Genomic DNA, 24,964 nt, shown 5'->3' on the forward strand with positions numbered 1-24,964 from the left:
GTCGCCGCCGTCGGCGCGTGCGCCCCGCTGTTCCTGGGCGCCGCCCTGGCCGCGGCGCTCGGCGCGATCGGGGGCGCCGTCATGCTCCTCGGCGCACCGGCCGCCGCCACGGCCGCCCCGCTGGTCCTGGTGGTCGTCCTGCTGGGGAACTTCCTGCCCTCCCTGGCGTTCCGGCTGTCCGGCCTGAAGGTGCCGCTGCTGCCCACCAACGCCGGGCAGCTCCAGGAGGGCATCGACCCCACCCCGGACGAGCAGATCGCCACCCGGGGCGCTGTCGCGGACGGCTACCTCACCGGTCTCTACGGTGCCACCGGCCTGGTGGCCGCGGGCTGCCTCACGGTGCTGGCGTTCGAGACGTCCTGGGCGCCGCTCGCCCTGGCATCGGTGCTGTGCGCGCTCCTGTTCACGCACGCGCGGGCGATCGGCGGCGCGTGGCAGCGCCTCGCCGTCGTCCTGCCGGCCGCCTACGGTGCCGTACTGCTGACGGTGCGTCTGGTCCTGCACGTGCCGGACGGTTCCCGGCCGCTGCTGCTCGCCGGGCTGCTGGCCGTCGCCGCCGTGCTCGCCATCACGGGGTGGACGCTGCCCGGCCGCCGGCTGGTGCCCTACTGGGGGCGCGCGGTCGACCTGCTCCACCTGCTCTTCGCCATCGTTCTCGTCCCGCTGGCCCTGCTCGTCGCCGGCCTCTACCAGTACCTGCGGGGCCTCAACGGCTGAGCCCGTCGCCCGGCGGACGCCGGACGACGGGCCGGTCCCGGGGTTCCCCGGCCGAGGGCCCCGACCCCCGGGGCCCCGGGTCCTCGTGTGCCGGGCGGTGCCCGGTCGGAAAGGCAAGGAATGCAGTCCAGGCGGGACCAGGTCCACGCGCACATGTTCGTCATGAGCCGGCTGTCGCTGGGAATGCTCCGGGACGACCCGGACGCCCCCGAGTCGGCGCACCGGCGGACCTCCAAGGGCTTCGTCATCGGCCTCGTCGTCGCGGTGCTGGCCGCGCTCGGCGTCACGGTGTACGGGCTGGTGGTACCGGGCGGTTCGAACGCGTGGAAGGCCACCGGGACCCTGGTGATCGACGAGCGTTCGGGCGCCCGCTACCTCACGCTCGACGGCGTCCTGCACCCGGTGCTGAACGAGACCTCGGCCAAGCTGCTGGCGGGCAGCCGGATGAAGACGGTGAGCGTCGAGCCCGCCTCCCTGGAGGACGCCCCGCGCGGCGCGACCCTGGGCATCGTCGGCGCGCCGGACCCGCTGCCCCGGACGGGTTCCCTCAGCCGTGACGCCTGGTCGGTGTGTGCCGCCCCGGCCGGGTCCGGCGAGCAGCCGCGGCTCGTCCTGGCCGTCGGTCTGGAGGCCGAGGGCAGGCCCGTCACCTCGGACCGGGCCACCCTGGTCCGCAGTGTCCCGGGGGGCGTCACGTACCTGCTCTGGCACGGCACCCGGCTGCGGCTCGACACCGCGAACTACGCGGTCCAGGCGCTGGGTCACGACCGGAGCGGGGTGCGCCCGGTCCCGGACGCCTTCCTCAACGCCCTGCCCTCGGGCCCCGACCTGGCGGTGCCGGAGGTGTCGGGACGCGGCAAGGCGGGCCCGGCGCTGGCCGGCCGCCCCACGAAAATCGGGCAGCTCTTCGCCGGCTCCGGCCGTCACTACCTGCTGACGGAGCACGGCCTGACCCCGGTCACCGCGCTGGAGGAGGCGCTCCTGAAGGGCGATCCCCGTACCCAGCGCACCGCCTACTCGGGAGGGGCCGTCGTCCTTCCCGAGATCGGCCCGGACGACCTGGCACGCCATCAGGACCCGAAGCGCACCCGGCTCGTGGCGGCCGGGGGCGGCACCGTCCCGACCGAACTGCCCGAGCCCATGCCGGCCGCGGCGGACGAGGCCGTGTGCGCCGTCATCGGCACCGCGGACGGCCGGCCGACCGTCTCGGTCGTCCTGCCCGACGCGGAGCGGCTGGGGGGCCGCCCGGTGTCCAACCAGCCGGGGATCTCGGCCGGTTCCGGCACCGCCGACCTCTTCGCGGTACGTCCCGGGGGCGGCGCCCTCGTCACGGCGCTGTCCTCCGCGGGCACCGGAACGGCCCACTACCTGGTCACCGAGACGGGCGCCAAGTACCCGGTGCCCGGGGGCGGGAGCACGATCAAGCAACTCGGCTACGACGCCGAGCAGTCCGTCCCCGTGCCGTCCGCCGTTCTCGGGATGCTCGCGTCCGGACCCGCGCTGGACGACGCCGCCCTGTTGTCGCAGGGACTTGTGGAGACGTCGGCGAACGGGGCGTCCCGATAACCGACTTCCCGACGTCTTAAGGGAATTGAGGTTTCCTTGAGGCTGGGAAGGTCTTCAAACACGCGCTTTCTTCCGCATCGTCGCAGCTCACACGCGTATCGCAGGTGAACATTCAGATTGCCGGTGAGCGCGCGTACCAAGATCCCGCACCGCGTATTAATCTGATGATCAACCGACCCGGAGGGATTCATTCCCGGTGCGGTCGGTCTGCCGTGCACCCGTGGTGTCGCCGCGTTCCAGCAGAGTCCAGGAGGACCTCCATGCCCGATGTCTCCGGCTTCAACATCAATTCGGCCGACGGCCTGTCCAACGACGAGACAGCGATGCTCGAAACGCTGAAGACGCTGGACCGGCACCTCACCGACATGGACGACGCGGGCGTCAAGGTCAAGACGATCCAGGGCCAGGTCCGGGCGGCCTACCAGGCGGTTTCCTCGGAGACCCACGCCGCGGGCATCGACGAGTGGCTCAAGCTCCACGGCCGGGTCATGCAGCGCACCCAGTTCTTCCGCGACGGCACCGCGATGGCCAAGCAGCTCCTCGTGGACGCCGAGTTCGACGCGAACACCTACGCCGCGGGCATCTCCGGCGAGATCAACCCCAAGTAACTCTCCCGTTCCCCGCCCTTCCCGATCTCACCGCCGCCCCAAGAGGAGTTCTGTCATGACTGTCAAAATCAGCCACCAAGGGGTCCAGGACGCCATCCGGAACATGCAGACGGCCCAGACGGAAATGCGTGAGGCCCTCACCTGGATGGAGAACAACTTCACCGCCCTGCGCGACACCCTGACCGGCCAGACCCGTACGTCCTGGGAGGAGTTCAACGACGAGCTGAAGAGGATCAAGGTCCAGCTCGAAACCCAGTACGGGACCGCCATGACGACCCTTCAGCGGATGCACTCCCGGCAGATCGACGGGGACCAGGAGGGCGGCCGCACCCTGGGCACCCTCCAGGGCAGCTGACCTTCCCGACCTTCTGACCGAGTCGACTTCCGTGAGGTGAGGTACGGACATGGCCGCTGACGAGAATCCGGGCGACATCTTCGAATCGACCGACGGCGTCTACCTCAAGTACGCCAACCAGCAGATCCCCCGCTTCCGGCGCGACCTCACGGTCAACCCGAACTACGTGAGCATGGGATCGAAGATTCCCCTCGCCATCGGGAATCCCGAGAAGTGCACGCAGGCGAAGGCGCTGGAGACCCAGCTGGAGACCTACCGCGCCAGCATGCGCACCCGGTACGACAACGCCATCACGCTCCTGAACAACTTCTCGGCCGCCCTGCGGGACGTGGAGGACACCCACAAGGAGGCCGAGGACGACTCCACCGCCATCGGTGGCTCCCTCGTCGACGAACTCCTAGAGATCCTGACCCCGAAGGGAAAGTGAAACCATGGCCGAGGTACCTCCCGGGATGCCTGCCAAGTGGGAGGACATCCTCGCCATGTTTCACGACGGGACCACCAAGCTCCCGGACCGGAACCAGGTGGCGGGTCCGGGGTCCAAGCAGTGGATAACCCGGCAGGTGAACGGCGCGTGGATCGACGCCAACCCGGCCTCCAAAGCGGCGGAATGGGGCCTGGACGGATACCACGCGTTCGCTTTTCCCACCCGGGCGAACGAGCAGTGGCTCCTGTTCGGGTTCGGCTACAACTGGGCGGACTTCGGCAACGACTCCGGGGCCCTGGCCGAATTCACCGGAGCGCCGGGCCCCATTCTGGGGTCCGTCCTGGCCCAGACGAACAAGGACGCCAATCCGGTGATGTCGAGCAAGGCGGCCGACATCCTCGCCAACATGGACGCCTGGACGGACGGTTGGGTCACCGAGTTCAACAAGTGGGCCGAGAACGTGGGAAACGGCTCCGAGGAGATCGAGGGCGAGTCCGCGGAAATCTTCGAGGCCACCCTCCAGGCGGTGAAACGCGCCCTCCAGGAGACCCAGTCCTACTATCTGGGGGGCGCGCTGAAGAACGAGCTCACCGATGTGAGCGCTCAGCTGACGGCCACCGTGCAGATCTTGCAGGCGAATTTCTCCGGCTGGTTCAACACGGGCCTGACGATGGGCTTCGCGTCGGCGACGAAGGAACTCGGCGCCATCTCCATGGCGTTCCCCCATCTGTACAACAAGTTCCTCGATGTGATGGCCAGGATCAAACCCACCTCGAACCACAACCCCAATGTCGACGGTCTCGACTGGGACAGCATCGAGAGGGACGCCAAGGCCCAGTGGCTCAGCCTCGTCCAGTCCGGTCTCGACGAGGCATCGTCGCAGACGATGGCCAACCTGGCGACCGCCTACGACACCGCCAGCAGCAAGTTCTCCGACGCGAACTCCATCGTGAAGTCGACGTTCACCATCTCGCTGACCTCCGAGGAGGAGAAGAAGTTCGACGTCCCGTCGGGCAGCGGGACCGACAGCGCCACCGATGACTTCCTCAACTCGTTCAAGGACCTGTTCAACAAGGGGCCGGGCGGCGGACCCGACGGTACGGGCGAAGGCGGCCCGAACGTCGACATCCCGCCCCCGGTGACCGGTCCGAGTGGAAGCGTCACCTCGGCCAACCTCCCCAACATCCCGAACCCGATCACGGGCCCCAGCGGCAGTACGAGCGGCACGACCGGTCCCAACGGCGGAAGTTCCCTGACGGTTCCGGCCGGCTCGCGCATCGACCCCAAGACCGGTGCCGTCACCGACGCCAAGGGCAAGCCCGTTCTCGGCGCGGACGGCCTGCCCCTGGTGGTGCCGCCCGGCTCGACCATCGGGTCCGGCGGAAGGATCGTTCCCCCCGCCACCACCGTCCCCAAGCCGCCGACGCTCCCCAGCGGTTCCACCACCGGTGACCTGACACGGGGCTTCGGTGTCGACGCCGAGGGCAACGTCATCGTTCCCAAGGGCACCAAGGTGGACGCCCAGGGGAACCTGATCGGCCCGGACGGCAAGCCGCTGACCAACATCTACGGCGGAAAACTCACCGTGCCGCCGGGTTCCCGGGTCAACCCCGACGGGACCCTCACCGACCCGCAGGGGAAGCACATCACCGAGAGCAGCAACAACCTGCGGACCCGTGCCCCCAAGACCGTCGAGGAACTGCTGAACGGCCAGCGCCGCCCCTCCACCACGAGCGGCGACCTCTTCGGCGGGTCGAAGAGCACCACCGACGCCGTGCGCAGGCTGGCGGACGGCAACGGCAACGCGATCCGCGAACCGGTCTCCATGGTGTCCGGTCTCAGCAACCGGGCGCGCGCAGCCCTGGGGCTGCCCCCGGTGCCCACCGTCACCACGGCGGTGAACAGCGGTGTGCCCACCCAGTCGCTCGGCGCCCTGGGCCGGACCGTCCAGACGACGGGAACCGGGGGCACGCCCTTCATGCCCCCGATGGGCATGGGCGGCGGTGCCCCGGGCGGGGGCAACGGCGCCGACCGGCAGCGCAACGTATGGCTCTCGGAGGACGAAGAGGTGTGGGGCACGGAGTCCGGCACCGGAACGGGCGTGATCGGGCGATGAGTTCCGCAGGGACAGCGACGGACGGAGCCGGCACCGCGGACGGGAAGCCCGCCGTGCCACCGGTGCCCGACGACATCCGGGCGGCGGCGCGCACCGCGCCCGACCACTGGTTCGGCATGGTGGACCCCGCGTGGCGCGGGGAGGGCGAGCCCCCGTTGTGGGCGGTGATCGGGCAGTGGCGTTCGGACGCCGACGGCGAGATCGCCGAATGGCAGCACAACGACGGGTACCGGCCCTCGCCGGGCATGCTGGGCTGGCCGGAACCGACCGACGACGTGGACGCCGCCATGCAGTTGGCGGCCACCGGCTACGGCCCGGTCGAGGACGTCGCCCTCGCCGCGATCAGGGCCGAGCTGGCCGTACTGACCGCGCCCGGCGGTGGCGCGGTGAGCGCCTGCACCCCGGACGGCGACCCGGTGGTGCCGGTCTTCACCGCCCCCGCCCACCTGGAACGGGCGGGGGCACTCGCCCATCGGGTGCTGCCCGTCGCCGAGGCGTTCGCGCTCGTGCCCGAGGGCCAGGACCTGTACCTCAACCCGACGGGCCCCGTGGCCCTGCGGCTGTCCGCCGCGGACCTGACCCGCGCGGTGGACGCGCTGGAGGCGGCGGAGGCCGCGAAGGACGAGGAGGAGCAGGACTGATGGTGTCGTTCCAGGAACAGCTCGCGGAGGCCATGGCCGGTCTCGCGGAACAGACCAGGAAGATCCAGCAGGTTCAGGAGGAACTCGCCACGGCGTCCGCCTCGGCGACCTCCAAGGACCGGATGGTGACCGCCTCGGTCAACGCCCACGGCGAGGTCCTCTCCTTCAAGTTCCACACCGAGGGCTACCGCACGATGCCCGCGGCCCAGCTCGCCGAGGTGCTGAAGACCACCGTCAACGCGGCACGGCTCGAGATGAACAACAAGGTGAGCGGCTCCGTGCGCCCGCTGATGGGTACTCAGGACGACCTGGCGAAGGGCCTGTTCGGCGGCGGTGAGCTGGACGAACTGCTCGCCCCGCTGCGGGAGATGCAGCCCGAGGGTCTGACCGGGACGGTGCTGGGGGACCGGAAGAAGCCGGCCGGCGGCCGCGGCGAGGAGGACGAGTTCTATGGCTGACGGGACCCTGAGCGTTCCGCAGGACCTGACGCGGCGGTTCACCCAGTTCGGCGACATCGCCAGGATCGTCGGGGAGCTCGGTGAGCTCAACGACCGCATCAACCTGGAGAACAAGACCGCGGGCGGCAAGGACGACGTGTACGCGAAGGAGTACCACAAGTTCGTCGAATCGACGGGCAAGGGGCTCACGTACGGCCTCGAAGGGCTCTCCGAGCTGCTCGAAATGGTCGGCATCAGCGGAAACAAGGCGTCGAACATCCTGAACGACGCCGAGACCGACGCCAACCAACTGGCCGCCGGCTGAGCCGGACGAATCCCGGAGACACGGCGGCACGACGATGGCGATCGAGGTTCCCGAGGGGTGGGCGACCCTCCTCAAGACCCTGACAGGCATGCCCTTCCCGCAGGCGAACGAGGACATGCTGCGGGTGGTCAGCGACGAGTACCGTCAGATGGCGGAGAAGTTCCGCGAGGTCGAGGATCTCCTCCGCCAGGTCGTCACCCGTGTGGACGAGGACTTCGAGGGCGAGACGGCGACCCGGTTCGTGTCGTACGCCCGTCAGTTCGTCCAGGACACGAACGGGAACCAGAGCATCCTCGAACGGGCCTACGAGGACGCCCTCAAGCTGTCGAAGAACGCCCACAAGACGGCTGCCGACATCGAGTACACCAAGTGGGCGATCTTCGGCCAACTGGCCCTGCTCGTCGTCCAGATCGCCCTGGCACAGGCCCTGATGCCGGTGACGGCCGGGCTGTCCGAGATCTGGGCGGCGGCGGCGATCGGCGCGTTCCGCGCCATGGCGCTGCTGATCCTGAAGTTCCTGGTGGCCCAGATCATCATGCAGACCGTCACCGGCATCGTCGGCGGTCTGCTGCTCGACTCCATCCTCCAGCTCACCCAGTTCGCCCGCGGCGACCGCACCGAGTGGAACAAGGACTTCACCGGGAACGCGGCGAAGTTCGGCGCCATCGGCGGTGTGCTGGGCGGCCCGTTCGCACTGATCGGCGGCGGGCTCGGCAAGATCCTCGGCAACCTGGGCGGCAAGGGGCTCGGCAAGATCCTCGGCAACGACGCCGGGAACGTACTGGCCAAGGGGCTGGGCGGGGGCGGCAAGGGCATCGCGGGCGGTGCGGGCGGCAAGGGTGTCGCGGGCGGTCTGGGCAAGGGGGCGGCAGGAGGGCTCGGCAAGGGGGCCGGCGGCGCGGGTGCGGGCGCGGCGGGCGGTGGCGCGGGCAAGGCCGCGGGCGCGGCCGGAGGCGGTGCGGGCAAGGGCGCGGGCGCCGCGGGCAGTGGCGCAGGGAAGGGCGCGGGCGCCGCTGGTTCGGGTGCCGGGAAGGGCGCGGGCGCGGCGGGAACGGGGGCCGGGAAGGGCGCGGCCGGGGTCGGAAGCGGTACCGGGAAGGGCGCGGGCGCGGCGGGAACGGGGATCGGCAGCGGTGCGGCCGGTGCCGGTGAGGGCGTGGCCGGTGCGGGCGGAAAGGCCGGGGCCGGGGCGGGGGCCGCGGGCCGGACGATCTCCGAGGGATCCGCCCGCGAGCTCGGCGAGAGCCTGGGCAACATCCTCGGCCGGACCAGCGAGTCCCTCAACCACGTGGGCGCGGATGGCGTCAGGGGGGCGGCGGCGGGCGCGGTCGGCAGGGAGGTCGTCAAGGACTTCGCGAACGCCTTCGAGAAGAACCTCGGCGGTTCCCTCGGCAACGAGACCGCCCGGAACCTGGGCCGCGACTACGGGGAGGCCCTGGTCAAGAACTGGGCCGGCAAGGCCGACTGGCAGGGGCTGACCCGTTCGCTGGACGACGCGCTCATGCCCTACGCGAAGGACCTGGGCGCGTCCGGCGTCCGGGCCCTCTCGCACGATCTGCCCGGCTCCCTCGTCCAGACCATCAGCAAGAACATCGAGGGGAACCTGGGCTACCGGATCGGCAACCTCGTCGGCGGGCTCGCGGGCGACTCGGCGCACGCCGTGGTCACCGAGGGCATGTACAACCTGCTCTTCGGCCCCGATCACACATTCACGGTCAGCGGCTGGACGGCCGCCGCCGGGGCCGCGGGCGGTCTCATGGGCCGGGGCCTCGGGCACGGCTTCCAGACGCTGCACCAGGCGATGCAGGGCTCGGGCCCGGGGGCCACTCCGCCGCCGCGGCCTCCGGTCTTCTCGTCCGACTCGCCGTCCGCACCGTCCGCGCCGACCGCCACGCCCCGGCCGAACACCGAGTCGGGCGCCACGGTCCGCGACGGTTCCGGAACGGTCCGCGACAGCTCCGGGACGGTTCGCGACAGCTCCGGTCCGAAGGCCGACACCAACACCGACACCAACACCGACAGTCGGCCCCCGACCAAGCCGGTCACGGAGTCCGAGTCGGACGCCGGTTTCCTCCGGGACGGCGACGACGCCTCGGACGGCGGTACGCCGTTCCCGCGCGGCGACGACGGCGACGCGCCGCAGCACCAGCCGTCCGACGCGTCCGCCCCCTCGTTCGCCACCAGTTCGGACGGCGGGACCCCTTCGTCCGGGTCCGACCAGCGGCACTCGACCGGTGACGTCCCGGACACGACCTCCGGCCCGTCGGTGCCGCCCCTCGTCCCCGACGGCTCCGGGACGCCCGTTCCGCCGGACATGGTGTCGGAGGTGGATCTGCTCCTGAACAGCCTCCCGGACGACACCCCGGCGCCGCTCTCCCCGGACCCGAACACGGTCACGGACGCGAACAACCTCCCGGAGGGCCTGCCCGACGTACCCGACGCCCCGCTGACCACGAACGTCCTGGCGGACGCGGACAACCTCCTGGCGGACCTGCCGGACGTACCGGACACCCCGCTCCCCACCAACGTCCCGCCGGACGTGGACAGCCTCCTCGCGGACCTGCCCGACGTACCCGACACCCCGCTCCCCACGAACATCCCGCCGGACATGGCCGGGCTCCTCGCGGACCTGCCCGACGTACCGCGGCACGACCTCCCGAACCCGTCCGGCGACGACCCGGCGGGGCCGTCCGCCCCCCGCCCCGACGAATCCGGGCCGGGGCACCGGGGCGGAGACGACCTCAACCAGCTCCGGGAACGGCTGAACCGGCTGAAGAACCGGCAGGACACGCCGGAAGCGGACCAGGACGCCGAACTGACGGCACGGTTCGAGCGGCTGGCGGACGGAAACGGGTCGGGCCGGCCCTCGCGTGTCGACATGCTCCGTGAGCAGTACCGCCTCGCGCTCCGGGACGAGGCCCCCGACGGCTCGAAGCCTGATGGCTCGAAGTCCGACGGACCGGAACCCGACGGACCTGAGCCCACCGGGTCGAAGTCCGACGGGCCGGAGCCCGACGGGGACGTCCCGGTGTTCCCGGACGTCCCGCAGCACGGGCCCGGCACCCCGCCCGGCCCGGAGAACACACCGGACCTCGTGCTCCCGGACGTTCCCCTCACCGCCCCCGGCTCCGAGGGCGGGAACCAGCAGGGTGCGCACAAGGTCCAGAGCGACGGCGGCGGCGACGGCGGGGACGGTGGCGGGAACCCGGGCAAGAACGACGTCGACGACCTGTCGGGGCCGATGCGCACCGAGACCTCGGACGACCCCCTGCCCTTCCCCGACGGCTTCGACGCCGGTCGCGACACCGATGCCGACGCCCTGCTCGCCCACCTCGAAGAACTGGGCAGCGCCTCCGACCACCCTGCGATCCGGCTGGACGAACAGCTGCCGACCGTTCCCGACACCGTTCCGGCCGCCGAGCAGCGCAGGCTGGGCGCGGAGGTGCGGCACGAGCTCGACTCCCTGCTGGCCGATGCCCGCCGCGTGGGCGTCGACAGCGACGTACGGCGGAGGCTGGACGAGGAGATCCGGGCCGACGTCCGGGCGGGCAGGCACTCCGAGGCGGCCAGGAAGCTGCGGGAACTCGACGACCTCGTCGCCCTGCACGGCCTCGGCGAGCGCCTGCGGCATTTCCGCACCCATGTGGACGGCGGGTACGAGGCACGGGCCGCGCAGTTGGGCATGCGCCGGACGGAGTGGCTGCGGCACGCCCTCGACATCGAGCAGTCGGCCCTCACCAGCGACCATCAGGCGACGACCCGGCTGCTGGACGAGTTCGAGAACCGCCTCGGCACTCTCAGGACTGAGCTGGAGACCCTCGGCGACCACTCCCCCGAGGCGCTCCGGCGGCGACTGGACGACGCCGCGCGCGCCGAGGCCGAGGCGGCGGGCATGGACCGCGAGCGCATCCGGGAGTGGGAGGAGCGGCGCTCGCAGGCCGAGACCCCCGAGGACCTCCACCGGATCCAGTCCGAGTACCGGGCGGAGCTGGAGACGACACAGCGGCTCTCGAACCTGCGGGACCTGGGTGCCTCCGAGGCCGAACTGGCCTCCTGGCAGAGGCGGTTCGAGGGACAGGGCCGGGGCGACGACCTCGACGCGCAGTACGAGCGCCGCTTGAACACCCTTCGCTCCGAGGCCGAACTGGCCGATCTGCAGGAGAGGGTGAACGCCCTGCGCGAGGGCGGCCCCGCGCAGGACTCGACGGACCGGACCGCACCGCGCCCGGACGATGACGCACCGGGACGTGACCGGGACGAGAACGACCACGCGGAGACCGACCGGCTGCTCCAGGAACGGCTCGACCGGCTGAGCGGGGGAACGGATGCCACGAGGCTGTCGCGCGAGGAGCGGCAGCAGTGGGAGGCCCGGCGCTCGGAGGCCGAGGACGCAGCGGCTCAGGAGGCGGTCGAGCGGGCACAGCTCGACCGGATGGAGGCGCTGGAGCGCGACCGCCGGCTGAGGATCCTGACCGACGGCGGCCCCGCGGGCGCGGAGCGCACCCCCGAGCAACAGGCCGTGTGGCAGGCCCGGCTGGACGAGGCGGCGGGCGACCCCCGCGCCGTCGACCGCGTCCTCGACGACTACGACGCCGAGACGGCGCAACTGCGGCAGGAGGGCCGGGAGAGCCTGGAGCGCGAGCTCCGCTCCCCGGACCGGCTGCGGAACCTCGACCAGCGCATCGACCGCTCGCTCGACAGGCTGCCCGAAGCGGTGCGCGAGCAGGCGGCCCGGGACGCCCGCACGCTCGTGGAGCGCCTGCGGGACCTGAAGACCCCTGACTCCTCCGACTCGCCCGATTCATCCGACCGTTCCCCGTCCCGCCCGGACGACGCGCCCGGCTCCACACCGGAGAACAACACGCACGTCCAGAACACGGACCCGCCGAGCGGATCGGGCCCGGGGAACTCCGGAGCCGGTGACACCGTCCGGCCCCCGACCACCCGGCCGAACACCGAAACCACGAGCAGCCCGAATCTGTCGGGCGAGCCCAACCGGCGTACCGGCTCGAACGGGGACGAGCAGCGTCCAACGAAGCCGGGCGAGCAGATGGAACCCCTGCGCCTGCGGGAGAAGACCCGGGAGTCCGGGGAGACGGACGAGGACGGCACCCACTCGCAGGACCGGGACGACCTGCCGTCGCCGAGCACCCGGCACATACGCACACAGTCCGGGGACGAGACGAACACGACGTCCGACACCGACGTGCGGCACAAGACCGACCACGAGCAGGAAAACCACTCCAAGACCGACCAGAAGCAGGACACCAGTTCCGAGACCTCGCCCGAGAAGACCGACGACTCCGGCCCCGAAGGCTCCCTCTCCGGCCCCCTCTCCGGCGACTCCCACCAGTCGCGGGGACGGGACGACGAACCGTCCGGCGGCCCCGGCGGGAGTCGTACGCCGGACGGGAACGAACAGGACGGTGCGACGCCTCCGCAGACGGCCCGTGACAAGGCGCTCGGCGCACTCTCCGCGGACGAGTACGAGCAGCGGATGTACCGGGCCCGCCGTGACCGGCCGGACCTGGTGACCGAGGAGCAGCTCCGCGACGAGGTGTTCCGCCGGATGGAGAATCCGGGCGAGCCGGTGGTGCAGGCGACCTTCGCCGATCCGCTGCTGGAATCCGGCGTGCAGCCGCTGCCCCGGCAACGGCCCGGCGAGTTCGTCACGTTCGACGACAACGCGATGCTGCCCAAGTCGCTGCGCGGCCACGGCCACGGGAAGATCACCCTCAGAGGCACCGACGGGCTGGTCGAATCCATGGCGACGGACCTGCGCCTGCGGCCCGACGCGCTCGACGAGTTGAAGCTCGTGCTCGCCCAGGGCCCGCACACGCTGCTGAGCCCCCGGACGTTCGTCCTGCCGACCATGGACGGCGGCCACCGGGAGATCTCCGTGTCGCTGGAGAGCTACGGGAACTGGCGCCGCCATGCCGAGCCGTCGCCGTTGGCCGTACCTCCCACGTCCACCACCGCGCAGGTGAAGACCACCAGCACGCAGGACGCGCAGGACGCGCAGGACGCGAAGAAGGCAGCGGGCTCGAAGAGCACGGAGAACGCGGAAAGCTCGAAGAGCACCGAGAACACGAAGAACACCGAAACCGGGGAAAGCTCGAAGAGCGCGGAGAACGCGAAGAGCACGGAGAACGCGGAGGGCTCGAAGAGCACCGACACGGAGACCACCGAGACGAAGGCGAAGACCGACGACGCCCCCGTCAAGGTCGAGACGGAGATGCGTGTCCGTCCCGGGGCCACGGAGACCAAGACCCTCGGGACGTCCCGCTCGTTCGGCCTGGCGATCCCCCTGACGGCCGCACCGGCTCCTTTCGGGGCGTTCGGATCGCTGGCGTTCAACGTCCGGCGCACGGAGGCCAGTTACACCTACAGCCAGGAGAGCCGCGCCCAGAGCAGTGTCACCGCTGTCGGCAAGGACGGCAGCCATCTGCATGTGAGCGATCTGCACGTCGTCGTCGAGTCGTCGCACGTCTGGGACAAGAAGGGCCGCGAGCTGCCCGCGGGCCGGCAGCCCGCCACCACCACCGCGCCGAGGCGCTACCGGGTGCGGGACGGGATCGCCTGGCGGGTGCCGGACAGCGTCACCGACCCGGCGATCCCGGACAAGTTGCCCACCGCGATCGCCTTCGCGCCCGGCGCCCGCCCCCGGCTGCTCGCACCGCTGAGCGTCACCACGGAGACCCGACTGCTGGACTGGGTGCTCAGGAACTTCCCCGAGGCGGCTCCCGGCACCTTCCTCCGCCGCCAACTGGCCGACCTGGTGGGCGACGAGAGCCTGCGCCTCATGATCGCGCAGAGCTCCGGCGAGACGGTGATCAGCGCCCCGCTCTTCGCCGGTCCCAAGGGCCGGTCGCCGGGCTCCCTCGAACTGCGGCTGATCCCGGTCGACGCCACACTGCGCCAGGCGTCCGACAAGACCGAGATCAAGAAGGCCGACGCGCAGCGCACCACCGCCACCACGGAGAAGCGCAACACCCAGGGCGGCGGTCTCACCCTCTCCCTCGGCCCGCAGTTCTCCCCGCTCCAGCCCGTGACGGCCCTGGGCGTCCAGGTCTCGGGGACGGTCGGGGCGTCGACCCAGCGCGCCGAGAGCAGTTACAGCGGCAACACGGCCGAGTCCGTGCGGACGCTCAACAGCCGCGGCCACTCGGGGCTCTACGACATCCGTTTCCGGATCGAGCTGCGCAGGCAGGGCGGTACGTGGGAATCGCCCCACCAGGAGGCGGCGACCGGCCGGCAGGCGTTCCTGACGGCCGCCGTCCAGTTGCCGCGCGCCGACGCCCGCAGGCTGGCCGGCTGGGACGACGGCACCGCACCGGTGCCGGACGCCGAGGCACCGCCCGCCCCCGCCTACCTGTCGCCGTCGAACCCGGCGACGTTCGGACTGCACGCGGTCCTGGAGCTCTCGGCCACCCAACCGCCGGGGAACCTCACGCCGACCTCCCTGGCGGACCGGTTGGCCGACCGCATCCTGGCGGGGCTGCACCGCGCCCACCCCGGTCTGGTGCTGCCGCCCGGGGCGGACGGCCGGACCGTCGGGGGCGACCGGGCGTACAACAACGCGGTGCGCAACACCCATCTGCTGCGCCAGGCCATCTCCCGTGCGGTGCTCGAAGGCTCCCTCGACCGGCTGGTGAGCACCGGGCTGCGGATCCAGTTGGAGCAGCTCGACAACGCCCTGAAGCGGTACGTCGTCGTCACCGTGCGGGTGCAGGCCACCAACCGCCGGTTCCTGGGCACGCACCACGACCTGGGCCTGGCCAACAACCTCCTGTCGACCCGTCGGGCCGACAGCGCGACCACCCGCACCCACGGCCTGACCGGCGGCCTCGATCTGGGGCTGACCGGTATCAAGTCCATCGGCGACGCCGGTGGCGTGGGCTACGGCGGCACCGGGAGCATCGGCTACCGGTACACCCGGCAGACCGCCTACGGCATGACGTACGGCCCGACGCTGACCCCGGACGGCGGCATCACCAGCTCCGGGGCACAGCACCTGTGGGCGTACGACCTGTCGTTCACCGCCAGTGCCACCAGCTTCTCCCGCCCGCGCCAGTTCGTGCGGACGGCGACCGGCGAGCTGCTCGGCACCCGCTGGTTCGTGAAGCAGGCGCCCGGCAGCATCGACGTCCTGGACACCGGGGACCGGACCGCCCTGGGCGACGCGCCGGTCACCCCGGCCTCGGTGACCGGGCACGTCACCCTCGCCGTACCCGCCTCGCTGTCCGTCGTCCCCTCCTCCGTGTCCGCCCCCGCCCTCGTCGCCCCGGCGCCCCTGCCGAACACGACCGCGGTCGCGTTCACCCCGATGACTCCGGCCATGGCCGAGCTGCTCTCCTCCGGGAAGCCCGTCCCGTCGGAGAGCTGGACCTCCCACCCCCTCTTCGAGGGCCTGCACCAGGTGCAGAGCGTCACCGGGCCCGAGATCGTGCTGGACCACCTCAAGCAGCTGCTGGCCTCCGTCTCCCACGGCTCCTGGGTGTACGGGACGGACGGGACGCCCGCCTCCGGCGCGTTGACCGAGGCGTTCGCCAGTGGCCGCAACGAGGCGGACTTCAGCGACGCGGCACAGACCGGCAAGCACGTCAGCGACCTGTTCGGCAGGACGGCCGTCACCGACATCACCGCGTCGGTCAGCGCCTGGCCGGCGGTGCGGCGGCCCCGGGTGATCGCCGTGGTCGACTCCACCGACCTCGCGCTCTCCGCCATCGGTTCGGGCACCAGCGGGGCGGGCCACTCGGTCGCCCACGTCCGGGGACACACCGTCTCGGGTCTGCTCGCCTTCCGGGCCAAGCACACCGACGCGCTCGGGACCGCGGGCACCTACGGGCTGACCGCGACCCCGTACCAGAGCACGCACACCTCGACCACGGCCCTGACCTTCTCGACGAACCCGGTGAACACGGTCCAGTACACCGGTCCGATGGCCCTGGTCTCCGCCGACGTGGCCTGGCACCTCGCGGCCCGCTCGCAGCCGTCCGGCCTGCTCCAGGGGCCCATGAACCTGGTGCGCGGGCGCCGTCCCGAGGGCCGGATCGTGGAAATTCCCGACGGTCTGCTCATGTGGGTGCCGCTCGCCGAGGCCAGACGGGCGGGCCTCTTCGACGACGGCCTCACGATCCCGCCTCCCCCGCCGCTCTACACGGCCGTCCCCGCGGCCGGTCACGCCACGCTCACCACCGGCCGCATCGACCTGGCCCGGGCGATCGGCCAGTTCACGGACCTGCTGCGGACGACCCTGCCCGCGCACAAGGACTGGCTCGGTCCCGCGCACCTCCTGGAGGACCAACTCGGCAACATGGCACGGCAGATGGCCGCCCTGTCGCCGTCCGGGGTGCGTGCCCTGCAGACCGGCATGGAGAACGGCGGCACGTCCCTGCGCCTGGTGCGCAACAGGGTCCGGTCGGCCAGGAACGCCAGGCTCACCGTGACCCTGGAACGGGTCGGCCCCACCCGGGGCGGGCTGCGCCACGACGTGAAGCCCACGATCACCCGCCCCACGTCCACGGCGGAGACCGTCACGGAGAAGCTGGCGCGCGGGAGCGACGCCGGCTACCGGCTGGCCGAGACGCCCACCGTCGACAACAACGTCGTCCGCAACAGCGGCTTCACCCTTGACGACAAGGCCGGCTCCACCAGCTCCTCCGCCCTCGCGCACGCCGTCACCGACGCGGTCAGCGCCCAGGTGGCCTTCGAGGGGCCGGTGGTGAGCGGCCGGGCCGCGTTCCGGGTCACCTTCACCCTGGAGCTGCCCGGCAAGCCGCCGGTGAGCCGGACGTACGACGTCGGCGACACCGAGGTGGTCCTGCCGCTGAGCCTGGCCCGCCCGCAGGAGGTCCCGGCGCCCGTGAAGGAATCGCCGACCCCCGCACGCCCCCGGCTGCTCCCCCACCGGACGGACGGGACGGTGGCCCTCCGCGAGACGTACACGGCGGGCAAGAACCTGTTCGCCGCCGGGCCGGAGAACGTCGTCGTCACCACCGTCGGCGGCATCACCGCGCTCCGGGAGGCCGGGGCGTACGCCGTGGACCGGGCCGTCTCCGGCAGCCGCTCCGGAACGGACACCGCGACGGCGATACCGGGGAGCGACGGGACCCCGTACGCGGGGAAGTCCCCGCTGACCCGGCCCGGCACCGCCGCGGGCGAGGTGCTCAACGGCGGCATCAACTCCGACGTGCTGAGCGCCTACCTCCCGCAGATGGTCCGGGAATCCCTGACCATCACCCTGCACGACACCACGTCGGAGATCGGCGGGACCGACGCGGACCTGAAGATCTCCGTGGGCGTCGACCTGGCGCAGGCCGAGCTGCTGGCGGTGGACCCGGGGGCGGGTCTCGGCGGCAGCCGACGGACCATGGACAACGACACCTACACCGGGGACACCACCGAATCGCACACCCCGGCGCTGACCCTGGGGCCGGGCTTCCAGACACAGCCACCGGTCCAGTCCACCGGCACCATGCCCGGCTGGACGGACTCCGACGCGTCGGGCGGCGCCGCGGACCGCCGGACCTCCGCGCTGAACACGCTCAAGCCCTTCGCGGGCGGCGCCGTGCTGGTCCGGGCCCCGCTCCACGTGTGGCAGACGGCGACGGCGACGCGCCGGATCAAGGACCTGCCGGTCGTCTCGACGGTGCTCGCGGCCGTGTCGCCCTCCGGTACCGCCTCCCGGCACCCGGTCACCGTCGAACACACGGTGCGGGACGGCGTGACCATGTGGGTCTCGTTCGACGTCGCCCGGGAGCACGGTCTGCTGCCGGCCGAGGTCGAGGCCGCCGCGAAGGTCGTGAAGGAGCAGACCAAGAAGTACACCGCGGCCGCCACCCTGGTGGAGACGGCCGAGCGCCGGCTGCGCGCGCTCGACGACGAGGTGTCCACCCTCCACGAGGAGGCCCGGCGGCTCTCGACCGCGGAGAACCCGGCGGAGGACCCGGCCGCAGTGGCCTCGGCGGAGCGGCGGCTCGCCACCGCGCTCGTCCGGCACGCCGAGGCGCACCAGGACCTGGCCAACCACCGCCGCGACCTCCGGGCCGCCGAGCGCCGCCTCACCGACGCGTCCGCGGCCGCCTGGCGGGCCGTCGACCACTACACCGTCAGCGGGCCCCGCCCCACCGGTACGCCGCCGGTCCCGTGGAGCGAGGACACCGAGGCCGCACCGGTCACCGGGCAGACCCCGGTCACGGCCCCCGGCTACCCGTCCCCCACCGAGGTCCTCACCCCGCTGCCGGCCCTCGTCGCGCGGGAGGACGTCCTCACCCGGACGGCGGGCTGGCTCGATGGCACCCGGCCCCTGTCGGAGACCGCCCTCGTGCGCAGGGAGCAGATCAAGGCGGCGGGCGCGGCGCAGCGCCTGCGGGCGGCGGACGCCGCGTACCGGTCGGCCCTGGAAGAGGTACTGGCCGCCCGGCTCGACCTGATAGGGGCCGCACAGCAGACGGTGCAGACGGCGCAGCCCGCGTACGACCGGGCGATCGAGCAGTTCACCGCAGCGCACCGCGAACTCGCCCTGGTCCTGGCGAACTTCGAGGCGGCGACGGCGTCCGCCGCCCAGGTCCTCGGACCGCGCCCGCAGGACCAGGACTTCGCCCCCTGGCACCCCGAGCCGGAGCCCGAGGGCCACGTCCGCCCGTCCGACGCGACGTCCCTCCCGGAGCCGTACACCGTCCACCTCAAGGACGGGGAGGGCCGGACGGTCGGCCTGAAGGACCCGGACGGCCGTGTCCTCGAACTCGTGGAGCCGCCGAGCAGCACGTCCCCGCTCCTCGACATCGGTACGAGCTTCCAACGCTCCCTCCTCGACGCGGTCGAGCGGGCCCGCCCCGGGCTGCTCACCGAACTGGGGCTGCGCGGACGGCACGGGAAGGACCGGCCGGGGGCCGACGTCGTACGGTTGAGGCAACGGCTCGCCGAGCAGCTGACGGCGGACCGCGACGAGCTCGCGGCGTTCCTCGCGACCGACCCCCAGGAGCGGTTCACCGCACAGGAGTTGGCCGACGCCGGTGTCGTGCTCAGCGCCCCCGAGACCGTCGAGCACACCGATGCGCGCGGTCGTCTCCCGCAGGCCGTGGCCGACCGGCTGACCCCGGACCAGCGACTGGCCCTGGCGCGCACGGCGCTGCTGCGCCCGGCGGGCGAACAGATCGGCGACCGCAAGGACGCCGGCTGGAATCACGGCGCGGGTGACCTGATGGCGCTGCTCGCGGCCCGGGTGCTGGGAATCCCCGTGACCGTGGTGCGGGAGGACCTGAACCATCAGACGTTCGACGCCGCGGGACCGCTCACGGCGGGGGCTCCCCCGCTGCCCGGCGTGGTGCTGCACCTCGCGGACGACCTGTACCGGGCCGCCGTGGCCACCGAGGTGGACGACGTACTGCTCAACGCCGAGACCACCGAAACCACCGAGACCACCGAGATCACGCCGGCCCCGACCGTGACGGCTCCCGCTGCCCCGGTCCACTACGTGGGCAGCGGCACCGGACCGCGCGTCGCGGTTCCCAAGGAGATCAACTTCATCTGGATGGGCGGCCCGCTGAAGGAAGCGGCCCGCGCCAACATCCGGAACTGGATGCAGAAGGCGCAGGAAGCCGACTGGAAGGTCTCGGTCTGGACGAACAGCACCGGAAGCCTCAGCAACGAGATGTTCCTGAAGGACCTCGTCGCCGCCGCCCCCGACACCGTCCGACTCAGGTCGACCAAGTCCCTGTTCGCCCCGGAGAAGGGCAGCGGTCAGGAGAAGATCCCGCCCCACGCGACCGCCCTGTACCGGGCCGCGAAGAAGGCGGACAGCTTCGCGATGGCGTCCGACGTCGCCCGGTACGCGCTCCTCCACAAGCACGGCGGGGTGTACCTCGACGTGGACCTGGGGCCGGGAGCCGTGACGCTGCGCCCCGAGGGTCTGCTGCTGCCGGAGGGCGACGACACCCTGCCGATGTTCGGCCCGCTGCTGCGGGACTCGGGCACTGTTCGCAGAGCCCTCGGTCTCGGCGAGGACGACCCGACAACGGGCCGTGGCCGGGAAGCCGCCCTCGCGATGTACGAGCAGGGGGAACTCGGCAATCAGTTCATCGTCGCCCACCCCGGGAGCGCCTTCATGGGGCGGGTCCTGCGTGCCCTGCCGGACCCCGACCACAAGGACGCCGTCATCAGGGGCACGCTGCACGCGGCCATGAAGAGCAAGAATGTGGCCGGGAGCACCGGTCCGGGTTTCCTCTGGAAACAGCTGTCGGAGCACACCAAGCCCCTCCGGAACGCCGACGGCGCGGCGCACTCCTTTCGGCAGCGGCCTCCCCGGTTCCGCGTCCACGCGTCGGACTGGGAGGACTGGACGGGCCTGGAGTGGGTGACGGCCGAGAGCGAGAACCAGGAGGCTCCCGGAACGACGTCCACGCAGTCCGGGCGGAACACCCTGGTCCGGCGCATGACCTCCGCCCTCGGCAACCTCACCCTGCGGTCCGGCAGCACGCGGACGCGGCCCACGGTCCTGCCGACCAACGAGACGTGGTCGGGCGACCTCCACATGTCGTCGGAGCCTTCCGCGCGGACCACGCAGACCACGCAGTCCCCGGGCGAACTCGTGGGCAGCGACGGCCGGAAGGTCTCGTACGAAAAGATCCGCGAGAACCTCCGGACGATCCGCGACGCCTCCGGGGCCGTCGTCGGATACGCGTCGCACAGCGACACGGACTGGGCGCCGCGCGAGGGTTTCTACGCCAAGTACCGCGCGGACGAACTGTCCTCCCGGTCCTACCGGAAGACGGACAACGGAAAGTTCGTCCCCCTCACCGACAAGACCGCCCCGCCCCCCGAGTCCCCCTGGCAGACCGGGGCGAGCAGCACGGCACCCGGTCGGGAGAAGCCGAAGCCGCTCTTCTTCGACGCGCACGGCTCCCGCAACGGCGTCAAGCTCCACATCCGCGGCGAACTTCCGCTGGAGGTCGACGGGGCCCAGTTCGCGCACTTCATGGAGACGCTGCGCGACCCGGCACAGCCCCCGGCCCCGGTCGTGATGGTCGCCTGCAACACCGCTGGCACCCGGTCGACGGACGGCGGAAGCTTCCTCACGGATGCGGCACGGGCCATGCCCGGACGCCGTTGGTACGCACCCGACGTCGCCGTCGGCCACGTGGCGTCGAAGAGCGGGACGGGCGGGAACGTCGACACCGGGGTGTTCGCGCTGCTCCCGGTCCCGGAAACCCAGCGTCCGGGCCGGTGGATATCCGCCGGCGAGAGCACCCCCAACGCTCCCAACACCTCGAACACCTCGACCGCGACGAAGGCTTCGGCCCCCGCGGAGTCCTGGCACAGGACCGACACGCTACTGCTCAACTCTCCTTCCGATGCGCAGTCCCCTGCCACGCCCAACGGACTGACCCTGGGCGGCGGTACCGAGAACCAACAGCCGATCCCCAAGAACCTGCACTTCGTCTGGCTGGGCGGCGAGATGACCCGGGCCGCCCGCACGAACCTCCGGGACTGGGCGGCCAAGGCCGAAGAAGCGGGCTGGGAGATGAAGCTCTGGACCGACGAGGAAGGCGCGAGGAACAACCGGGCGTTCCTGGAGGAACTCGCGCGGACCCGCCGGGTCAAGAACCCTTCCGTCGACCAGCTCTTCGAGAAGAACTGGCACGACCTCTCCTTCAAGGACCCGTTGGCGAAGGCCAGGAATCTCTACAGGATGGGCCAGGAGTACCGGAGTTACGCCATGGCCTCGGACGTCACCCGGTACACGGTCCTCCGCGAGCAGGGCGGTGTGTACATGGACGTGGACCTGGCGCCCGGCCGGCTCGACCTGCCCCAGGGCGGCGTACAGATGTCGAACGGCGACGTCCTGCCCATGCTCGGCCCCCTGCTCCGGGACGAGGAGAGCGTACGCAAGAGGCTCGGCCCCGGCACGGACACGACGCAGCCGTCGACCGCCCAGCAGTCCTCGACCACCGAACCGCTCACGATCACCGAGGAGCAGGCGCCCCCGCCCCTGACCCCGGAGAACATCCGCGACGCCGCCGTGCACTGCTACGAGACCGGCGAGTACGGCAACCAGTTCATCGCCGCCCACCCGCAGAACCCCTTCCTGAACCACCTGCTGGACAACCTCGTGAGCAAGAAGGGGCTCGTGGACCAGTACGAGAAGGACCTCGGGAAGAAGAGGGGCAAGGAGTACGCGGACCTCCTGTGGGAGGCGCGGAAGAAGGAGATGCGGGAGCGGAACGTGGCCGGCATCACGGGGCCGGGGTTCATCGACAAGATGATGAACAGCTACGGGCTGGAGAAGAACCCGTCCCAGCAGGAGGGCGCACAGCGGGGACCGGCCAGGTTCAGGCCCACGGAGGCCGTCCGGAACACCTGGATCGACCTGGAGTGGGTGACGGCCGAGAGCGCGAACCAGGAGACCGCGTCCCTGACCGGCCCGAGCGAGCCGGTGTCGCAGTCCGTCGAGCGGTCCGGCACGCTGCGGGAGAGGCTGGGCAGGCTCACCGGCACGCTGCGCAGGAACCCCACCGGCCACGGCACCGGTTCCTCCTCCCTCTTCTCCGGAACGCAGAAGTTCTTCTCCAACGACCGGACGACGTCGCCCCTCACCGGGAACGGCCTCCCCGCGCCGTCCTCCCCGCTCTCCTGGCCCTCGGACGGACCGCCGCCCCCGTCGGCGTCCGCCCACGCGAAGCCGGACGCCGTCCTCACGGGCAAGGACGGCCGCCGGGTCACCTACGGCCGTATATACGAGGGCCTCCAGGTGATCCGTGGCGCCGACGGCCGTACCCTGGGGTACGCGTCCCACAACCCGCAGGACTGGGGCCCCCGCAAGGACTTCTACGCCACGTACCGGCCGGACGAGACGGTGTTCACGCACCACCGGGCCGTGGGCGACGAGACGTACGTCCTCGACACCGACGAGGGCCCCGCGACCGGCGAGGTCCCCTGGCAGGCCGACGCGCAGACCTCGAAGGCCGAGGAGCAAGGGGCGAAGAAGCCGGTCAGCCCGTTGTTCTTCGACGCGCACGGCTCCGAGGACGGTGTCGAACTCCATGTGGTGGGCGACAAGCCGCTGGTGGTCGACGGGGCCCAGTTCGCGCACTTCATGGAGACGCTGCGCGACCCGGCACGGCCCCCGGCCCCGGTCGTGCTGGTCGCGTGCGAAACCGGGAAGCCCCGGCGGACCGACGGCCGCAGCCTCGTGATGGACGCGGCACGCGCCGTACCGGGACGCCTCTGGTACGCACCCGACGTCGCGGTCGGTCACGCCAGGCCGACGACCGGGACCGATGTCGATTCGGGGGTGCTGGGCCTTCTCTCGGACCCGGTCACCGGCCGCCGCGGCCAATGGTTCACGGCGGGCGAGGGCATCGAGGACGCGACGCCCGCTCCGGACCAGGAGAGCCAGAAGAGCCAGGAGAGTCAGAAGGCCCAGAAGAGCCAGGATGCCCACGAGAGCCAGGATGCCCAGGAGGGCCTGGATGCCCAGCCGGTCACATCCACGTCCGCGTCCACGTACTCGGACATGATCTTCGAAGCCCTCAACTTCGTTCCGCCGACCGGCACTCAGGAATCGACGGAGCAGACGGCTTCCTCCGATGCGATGACGAACACCCCGGAAACCGAGCAGCAGACCCAGCAGACCCAGCAACATGCCGGAGAGCAGACCGGACCCGCATCGGTATCGCTGGACATCGCCTTCAGGAGCAACGACGACACCGAACAGATCCTGAGCTCCGGCGACAAGGCGGAGCTGCAGGCGTACCTCTTCACCGCGATCGACAAGCACGACGTGGACGCCGTGGAGCTGCTCTTCAGCCGTTTGAAGGGCTCGCCCCTCCCATCGGGCCAACTGGAGGACCTGCGCTCGCTGGCCGAGCCCCTTCTCACCGGAATCCCGGCTCCGCCCAAGATCCCGCACGAGCTCCACTTCGTCTGGATCGGCGGGGACATCCCCGCGGCCGCGCTCACGAACATCGCCAAATGGGCGGCGAAGGCCACGCCGGCCAAGTGGAGAACCAACCTGTGGACGGACGGGAACACGGCGCTGAGTCTCGCCAGCAAGGCGAAGATCTGGCGCGCGGGACTGGTGCACAAGACCATCGAAGGCGCCCTGGACGAGCGCCTGGCGGCCACCTATTCGGTGGCGAGCAAGGGCAAGGCGTACCCGTTCGCCTCCGACCTCGCCCGGTACAGCATCCTCAAGATGCACGGTGGTGTGTACGCCGACGTGGACCTGGGGCCGGGGACGGTGGACCTCGGATCGGACGCGCTCAGGCTCCGCGAGAACGACCTGCCCGTGTTCGGCCCCCTCATCCGGGACGAGAAGAGCCTGGGGGGAGTACTGGCCGATGTGGCGAGGGCGAGCGGCATGGACCTCGCCCGACTGCTGAAAGAGCCCGCCGAGACCCGGATCGACATCGCTACGGAGCACCTGCTGCACACCGGCGGCTACGGCAATCACTTCATCGCCGCGCAGAAGGAATCCGTCTTCATCGACAGCCTGATCGAGAAGGTCCGCGACAACATCGAACGGCAGGGCCTTTCCGAAGCCGACGAGATGCTGATGTCCGGTCCCGCGGCCAGCGGACCGTTCCCCCTGCTGCAAGTGCTGGAATCCCATCTGAACGATGAGTTCGGGGTGCGGAACCTGCAACCGGGCGAGTTCGGAACGTTCCAGCGTGCGGGGAGACGTCTCCAACGCACCGTCGCATGGCTGACCCCCGAGAGCGAGAACCAGGCCTACGAGAAGTGACACAACGTCAGGTGTTGTGCCGAAGA

Annotated in this window: 10 protein-coding genes; all 10 read left to right on the forward strand. The window is 71.4% G+C overall.

All coding sequences use genetic code 11. From position 1 onward, the window contains the following. Positions 1-717, forward strand: a 717-nt coding sequence (gene eccD / locus ABZZ04_RS33615) for a type VII secretion integral membrane protein EccD (protein WP_356936011.1), incomplete at its 5' end; no start/stop codon positions are given. Positions 718-837: 120 nt separating this feature from the next. Then, positions 838-2,283, forward strand: a complete 1,446-nt coding sequence (eccB, locus tag ABZZ04_RS33620; RefSeq protein WP_356936012.1) for a type VII secretion protein EccB — start codon at positions 838-840, stop codon at positions 2,281-2,283. A gap of 260 nt (positions 2,284-2,543) precedes the next feature. Further along, complete coding sequence (locus ABZZ04_RS33625) at positions 2,544-2,891, forward strand: hypothetical protein (protein ID WP_356936013.1); 348 nt, start codon at positions 2,544-2,546, stop codon at positions 2,889-2,891. 55 nt (positions 2,892-2,946) lie between these two features. Beyond that, positions 2,947-3,246: a hypothetical protein gene (locus ABZZ04_RS33630; RefSeq protein WP_283856569.1), complete on the forward strand. Its 300-nt coding sequence runs from the start codon at positions 2,947-2,949 to the stop codon at positions 3,244-3,246. 49 nt (positions 3,247-3,295) lie between these two features. Next, complete coding sequence (locus ABZZ04_RS33635; RefSeq protein WP_356936014.1) at positions 3,296-3,673, forward strand: hypothetical protein; 378 nt, start codon at positions 3,296-3,298, stop codon at positions 3,671-3,673. A gap of 4 nt (positions 3,674-3,677) precedes the next feature. Next, the gene (locus ABZZ04_RS33640) at positions 3,678-5,789 is read left to right on the forward strand and encodes a hypothetical protein (protein ID WP_356936015.1); all 2,112 of its coding nucleotides are present in this window, start codon (positions 3,678-3,680) and stop codon (positions 5,787-5,789) included. Further along, entirely contained in the window at positions 5,786-6,430 is a 645-nt protein-coding gene (locus ABZZ04_RS33645; RefSeq protein WP_356936016.1) for a type VII secretion system-associated protein, read from the forward strand. Before ABZZ04_RS33640 ends, ABZZ04_RS33645 begins: the two co-directional genes overlap by 4 nt. Next, entirely contained in the window at positions 6,430-6,888 is a 459-nt protein-coding gene (locus tag ABZZ04_RS33650) for a YbaB/EbfC family nucleoid-associated protein (protein WP_356936017.1), read from the forward strand. The genes ABZZ04_RS33645 and ABZZ04_RS33650 overlap by 1 nt, the downstream gene beginning before the upstream one ends. Further along, the gene (locus tag ABZZ04_RS33655; protein ID WP_356936018.1) at positions 6,881-7,192 is read left to right on the forward strand and encodes a hypothetical protein; all 312 of its coding nucleotides are present in this window, start codon (positions 6,881-6,883) and stop codon (positions 7,190-7,192) included. Before ABZZ04_RS33650 ends, ABZZ04_RS33655 begins: the two co-directional genes overlap by 8 nt. 34 nt (positions 7,193-7,226) lie before the next feature. Continuing rightward, entirely contained in the window at positions 7,227-24,938 is a 17,712-nt protein-coding gene (locus ABZZ04_RS33660) for a glycosyltransferase (RefSeq protein ID WP_356936019.1), read from the forward strand. Positions 24,939-24,964: the final 26 nt, after the last annotated feature.

The organism is Streptomyces sp. NPDC006435 (assembly GCF_040612315.1).
In the GTDB taxonomy this organism is placed as follows: domain Bacteria; phylum Actinomycetota; class Actinomycetes; order Streptomycetales; family Streptomycetaceae; genus Streptomyces.

Coding starts and splice junctions, on each gene's coding strand:
- eccB (WP_356936012.1), top strand. CDS start 838: ATGCAGTCCAGGCGGGACCAGGTCCACGCGCACATGTTCGTCATGAGC.
- ABZZ04_RS33625 (WP_356936013.1), top strand. CDS start 2,544: ATGCCCGATGTCTCCGGCTTCAACATCAATTCGGCCGACGGCCTGTCC.
- ABZZ04_RS33630 (WP_283856569.1), top strand. CDS start 2,947: ATGACTGTCAAAATCAGCCACCAAGGGGTCCAGGACGCCATCCGGAAC.
- ABZZ04_RS33635 (WP_356936014.1), top strand. CDS start 3,296: ATGGCCGCTGACGAGAATCCGGGCGACATCTTCGAATCGACCGACGGC.
- ABZZ04_RS33640 (WP_356936015.1), top strand. CDS start 3,678: ATGGCCGAGGTACCTCCCGGGATGCCTGCCAAGTGGGAGGACATCCTC.
- ABZZ04_RS33645 (WP_356936016.1), top strand. CDS start 5,786: ATGAGTTCCGCAGGGACAGCGACGGACGGAGCCGGCACCGCGGACGGG.
- ABZZ04_RS33650 (WP_356936017.1), top strand. CDS start 6,430: ATGGTGTCGTTCCAGGAACAGCTCGCGGAGGCCATGGCCGGTCTCGCG.
- ABZZ04_RS33655 (WP_356936018.1), top strand. CDS start 6,881: ATGGCTGACGGGACCCTGAGCGTTCCGCAGGACCTGACGCGGCGGTTC.
- ABZZ04_RS33660 (WP_356936019.1), top strand. CDS start 7,227: ATGGCGATCGAGGTTCCCGAGGGGTGGGCGACCCTCCTCAAGACCCTG.